The organism is Photobacterium sp. GB-1 (assembly GCF_003026165.1).
In the GTDB taxonomy this organism is placed as follows: Bacteria; Pseudomonadota; Gammaproteobacteria; order Enterobacterales; family Vibrionaceae; genus Photobacterium.
This window is the reverse complement of sequence record NZ_PYOB01000039.1, coordinates 1-5,812: the sequence shown is the minus strand read 5'-3', so window position 1 is coordinate 5,812 and position 5,812 is coordinate 1. Positions and strand designations below refer to the sequence as shown.

General features: G+C 36.4%; 5 protein-coding genes. 2 read left to right on the top strand and 3 right to left on the bottom strand.

Annotated elements, in window-relative coordinates; genetic code table 11:
- Window positions 1-267, top strand: a 267-nt coding sequence (locus C9J45_RS20750; protein WP_107131358.1) for an HI1450 family dsDNA-mimic protein, incomplete at its 5' end; no start/stop codon positions are given.
- A gap of 96 nt (window positions 268-363) precedes the next feature.
- Here C9J45_RS20750 and emrD read toward each other — a convergent pair.
- The 3 genes from emrD to C9J45_RS20735 form a co-directional block, all read right to left on the bottom strand.
- Window positions 364-1,578 (bottom strand): multidrug efflux MFS transporter EmrD, encoded by a 1,215-nt coding sequence (gene emrD / locus C9J45_RS20745; RefSeq protein ID WP_107292968.1) that lies wholly within the window; start codon window positions 1,576-1,578, stop codon window positions 364-366.
- Between the two features lie 329 nt (window positions 1,579-1,907).
- Window positions 1,908-2,507 (bottom strand): GTP cyclohydrolase II, encoded by a 600-nt coding sequence (gene ribA, locus C9J45_RS20740; RefSeq protein WP_199188082.1) that lies wholly within the window; start codon window positions 2,505-2,507, stop codon window positions 1,908-1,910.
- Between the two features lie 267 nt (window positions 2,508-2,774).
- The gene (locus C9J45_RS20735; protein ID WP_107292967.1) at window positions 2,775-4,052 is read right to left on the bottom strand and encodes an alpha/beta fold hydrolase; all 1,278 of its coding nucleotides are present in this window, start codon (window positions 4,050-4,052) and stop codon (window positions 2,775-2,777) included.
- Between the two features lie 188 nt (window positions 4,053-4,240).
- Between C9J45_RS20735 and C9J45_RS20730 the strand changes: the two genes are divergently transcribed.
- A partial coding sequence (locus C9J45_RS20730; protein WP_107292966.1) for an EAL domain-containing protein occupies window positions 4,241-5,812 on the top strand: 1,572 nt, incomplete at its 3' end.

Sequence of the window (5,812 nt, the reverse complement as noted above, 5' to 3'; positions counted from 1 at the left end):
TTAGAAATGGCACAAGATAACTTAGAGCCAGCAGACGTATTACTCTTCACTGCACAATTTGAAGATCGTGGTGCAGCTGAAATCGTTGAAACACGTGATGACTGGGCAGAGCACGCTGGTTTTGATGTGGATAAAGAGCTTTTTGCTGAGGTTATCATTGGTCTTGTTAATGAAGAAAACGATGAACTCGATGACGTATTTGCGCGTATGCTAATTAGCCGTGATCCTGAAAACAAAGGCTGCCATATTTTATGGAAACGCGATTAATCATCGTATTCCTAATAGAAAAAAGGCGATATCAACATCTTTTTAATGGATGTAATATCGCCTTTTTTACTTTCACAACACAATAATCGAGCTTAATTAACTTGCCAGTATTGTGATGTCATGTTTCTCACTGCGTCGGATCCACACCAAACTCAACACGACAAGAATTGCCATTACTGCAAGTACTGCACCTAAATTAAATTGGCTTTGCGCACTCATTGCTGATGCTGCTAATGTAGCTAAACCTGCGCCTAAATTCTGAAGACCACCAAGTACGGCTCCAGCTGTACCTGCATGTTGCGGAAACGGCTGAATTGCTAATGTGGTAGCAGCAGGAAATAAAACCCCAGCGCCCATAAAATAGATAAACGCACCACCAATTAAACTCGTCACCGTTACCAGCCCCTCCATGCCTGGAATAATTATCGTAATAGCACCTGCAAGTAAGGCAAACATACCCAAGAATAAAACGCGGTTGGTACCCAATCGCTTCATCAATTTATTTGAGCCCCAAGAACCCAATAAATAACCCGGCAAAGGCAGAATGAATAACCAACTTACGGTACTTGGATCCAGTTTTAACACACTACCCAGTAATACCCCTGCTGATGCTTCAAACGTAGCGACACCTGCAAATGTGGCAATTAAACACACCACATAACCTTGGAAACGACGATTAGATAACACATAACGGTAACTTACCCATACTCGCTCCGCTCGGCGATTTTCAACGGGTAATGTTTCACCAAAAGAACGCATTAGGGCAAGTGTTACAAGTGAACCAAAACCTAAAAGGTAAACATAAATAGATTCCCAGCCTAGATGCTCTGATAAATAGCCCCCTAATACAGGTGCGATCAATGGAGAAAATATCACCCCCATACTGACTAAACTATTTACTTTATGTAAGTCATCACCGTCATAACAATCGCGTGTAACTGTTCGGCTCATTGCACCACTGGTACCAGTACCCATACCTTGGATAAAACTAGCAAGGAGTAGTACTTCAAAACTTGGGGCTACTAACGCAATAACAGTACCGATCAAGAAAATGACCATACCGCTGATCATTACGGGACGTCGGCCAATACGATCAGATAACGGCCCATAAACAAACTGCGATAAACCATAAGGAATTAAATACGCGGCCATCACTGCCTGTAAAGAAGCAGCTCTAACACCAAAGAACGTCGCCATTTCTGGAATTGCTGGCACGTACATTGTTTGGGTCATTTGCCCTACAGCAATAAATATAATAAGCAAGAATAGGAACTTGCCCATATTCGAAGACGATTGCTTAACCACAACCATTACCCTCAGACAGAATAATATTTTGCAAAGAACCCGATAAAATAAAAACGAGCCCTTCAAACAGGATAAAACTCTAACCTAACAATAAATATTGAATTCAACATTCAATAAATATTCTTATATTAGAACCTATGACTAAATTTAAGACGAGATGTTAATCTTGATGCTGGATTATGACAAGAAGATATTGCTTGATTTAGCACGAATAAATTTTGAATTTGGATTACATTTTCTAATGTGTAAGTGTGGGGAATCTTGTTCAGAAAAATTGCACAGAAACAAAAAAGCCCTGCGAGCAATACAGGGCTTTTTTTTACAGATAATACAACTTAACTTTCGAAATATAAGCGATGATGACCATGACTTGCTTTGGTTTTAAGATAACTTTCATTACCATCTTTTACATGCGCTTTAGTACCAACAACTTCAACAATATTGATACCATTTTCGCTTAATTCACGAATCTTTTTAGGGTTATTAGTAACAAGTCGAATCTCAGTTAAACCCAGTGCTTTCAACATATATGCCGCTTCACTGAAATCACGTAAATCGTCACCAAAACCTAGATGATTGTTTGCTTCATATGTGTTCATACCTTCACTTTGAAGCTTATAAGCATCAATTTTATTGTACAAACCTATACCACGCCCTTCTTGACGAAGATAAAGAATAATACCGCCTAACTCCCCCATCTTTTCAATAGTTTCATCTAACTGTTCACCACAGTCACATCGAGATGAGTGGAAAACATCACCAGTTAAACATTCAGAATGCATACGCACCAAAGGTGCTGTCGTTTTATCTGCATCTTTAAAAATAACGGCAACGTGTTCTTTACCAGACTCAAGCCCGTTGAACGAAAGCAAATCTGCAGGAATATTGCTTTTTAAACCAACTTTAAAAGGCACTCTCGCCCTAACATTTACCATATTCTTCCTAAGCATTTTCTAATACTCGATCATAAGGAATGCTATTGCTTATGATGACTATCGACTTAATTTCAACTTGTGAATAATAGCGAAAATTACCACATGACAACAGTACTGCGCTTTAAACAAAGATAATACGTGATTAATCGTTTAAAAAGATCACCAACAGGTTAAATTTATCGTACTGTGCACCAGGAACTCACGTGTACCATTATCAATATGTTATATTATAACACAAATAATACCTAAGCAATTTGCTCAACTATTTTATAGGTTATCGGCTAACGTCATTAATTTAGATAAAATAACTTCTCCAGCAACACCTAACCCATTATGTTCATATTCATTTGTTACCCACACTTTAGCCTGATTTAACCCTGCTAGTGTTTGGCAACTTAAATCATAATCAACATACATATCATCAACATAGACAGCAGCAGCAACGGGAACGGTATTGTTCGCTAACTGCTTAGCGTCATATAAGTAAGACCAATCATCTTTCACTGCAAGTAATTCTGCCGCAATCTTTAGTGGTTGTAAGCAATGCAGTTGATCGAACATCCACGGATAGACCATCTCCCCTGTGAAGAGGAAATCCCCTCCCTTTGCGTAATTAAATTGCGGGTATTCACTCCGTACACGTTGCGCTGACCAGCTCGACGCTTCATGTTGGCAATATATAGATTCATGCAAAATAGCGTAGATAGGATTTGTCTGATAGCTTTGCTCTAATAACATTTGGTTTAAAAAGCTGTAGCTCAACTCAGGTTGACCACCAACCTCAACAAAAGCTTCATCAAGCATGTAGTACATCGCTAAATCACCACCACCTCGACCTAAATTAATCCCCCACAGTTGGAATTGTTCAACAGTAAATCGTTGACCATTAGGTAACCGAACATCATTGTCCAATAAGAAATTAGCAATATCGACACATTGCTGTTGTGCATTAGGAAAGCGAGAAAAGAAACTATTATTTTTACCGAGTACACGTTTATAAGTTGCACGGTAAACGTTATCAGCATGCCCTGTTATCGGTGGAATACCACCCGTTAAATAAGCACGTGTTAATGACTCAGGGTAATAAGATAAATAATGCAATGCACAGAACCCACCAAAGCTTTGCCCCAAAATAGCCCATTGTTTAATATTTAATGCTTCACGAATAAATTCAGCATCTTTAACAATATTATTAGCGCGAAAATAACTTAAATAGTTTGTTTGCTGCTCTGGCGTTTTATCAGACAAAGTTTGATGAGAAATCGGAGTACTTTTCCCTGTACCTCGTTGATCAAGCAGTAATACGCGGTATTTTGTTAATGCCTGCTTAAGCCAACCTGAATTGCCCGTCGGGCGTGGCGATGGAAATCCAGGTCCTCCTTGTAAATAAACTAACCACGGTAAATCATCATTATCGTGGCCTTGCTTCACCACTTCTCGAGCATAAAGAGTAATTTTTTCTTGATGTGAATCTCTATAATTCAGCGGAACAGTAAACCAATGTGATTTAAATAGTAAACCATCACTTTTATATATTTTTTGCATTTACTGCAACTCCATTATTAGGTCAATTAATAATACAATGTTTAACATAAGGTTATATAACCGTTAAAATATATAACCACAAGTGCTAATTTTCTAGTCATTTATTCAATAATTGTATTTATATTTGAAACAAACAGCTAAAGAATAATAGAATATACCTAGTTAGAATCGATGCTAATTTAAATATCATGAATAACAATTTATTACTTCGTTGGAAGCAACCTTTTATAATTCTTATTATAGGTTTAGGCTCTATCTTTTTAATGCAGTATTTTATAAAAGTTAGTTTATTCCAATATGGACTGTATAATCGTGTCAATTTAAAAAATAAAGCCAATGAGCCGGATACCATGGTATTTGACTCAGGCATAGACGCGTTAGTGCCTACATTTTACCTTTCTGATAATGAGGGGGTTGCTCTATCTACAGGTATAGAAAAGTTAATACCAAAGCTAACTTTTACATGTTCAAAACATGATATTAAAGAAATGCGATTAGCAAATGATTTGTCGAGTAACATTCATTACCTTGGACTGTTCACTCCTCACAGTAGTTGTTCAAATTACGGGATAAATTCACCTATAAGTTATAACTACAATAAAGAAAATGCAATCACGCTTGAAGACTATGTGGTTACTTCATATTTAGGCAGTCGCTTGAAAATAATTCGTAATTTGCCTAATGATACCCATTTAATCACAATTACCGACCCATTAAATCGTCAACTTTATTTTAATAACACAAATGATAATAATGTTGTTATTAATATTATTTATAAGGATAAAAAAATTCAAATCCAGTCGAAGATTAAAAAAAATATCTTTTATCATGAATTTAAAAAAAAGCTGACAAAAAACATTTATCTTGAAGTTTTTGTAACTAAAAAAGGATTAACGGATATTGTTCATTCAGAACTTTTAATGGTTAATGTTTTTTTATGCATTCTACTTGTTATTACATGTATATTTTTAGGCCTTCTTCCTCAACAACGAACAGTTAAAATGGCTATTGAACGGGGTATTAAACGCAAAGAGTTTATCCCTTTTTACCAGCCTATTATTAACTCAATGACAGGCTCAATTATCGGTTGTGAGAGCTTAATTAGATGGTGTAAAGCAAATGGTGAAATTATTTCTCCTGCTAACTTTATTGATATTGCCGAACAGAATAAACAAATTTACGAGATAACAGATCTTTTAATATCACAAGTAGCCGAGGATCTTTCAAAACTAAATAACATCCATGACAACTTTTATATCAGTATTAATGTCATACCGCGTCAACTTCAAAATCAAACGTTTGCAACAAAATTACTCAACACATTATCTTCAGCACAAGTGTCTAATCACCGTGTTGCGATAGAAGTAACCGAGAGAACTCAGTTCACAAACGTAACCTCAGCCAAAGAAGTGATGCAGCGATTAATTGACCATTGTATTTCCATTAAGCTCGATGATGCAGGAACGGGGTTCGGTGGCTTTAGCTACTTTCAAGAGTTACCCATCAGCACCTTAAAAATTGACAAAATGTTTATTGATACAATCGGTACTTGTGACGTTAAAGCCAATATATTAAACGCTATTATCAGCTTTGGAAAAGAAGCAAAATTGACCATGATTGCGGAAGGTGTGGAAACACAAGAACAAGTCAATTATTTAAGAGACCAAGGCGTATTTTTAATTCAAGGTTTTTATTACGCAAAACCAATGCCCTTTTCTGATTTAGAGAAATATATTAATAACGTGACTCTTATACACATC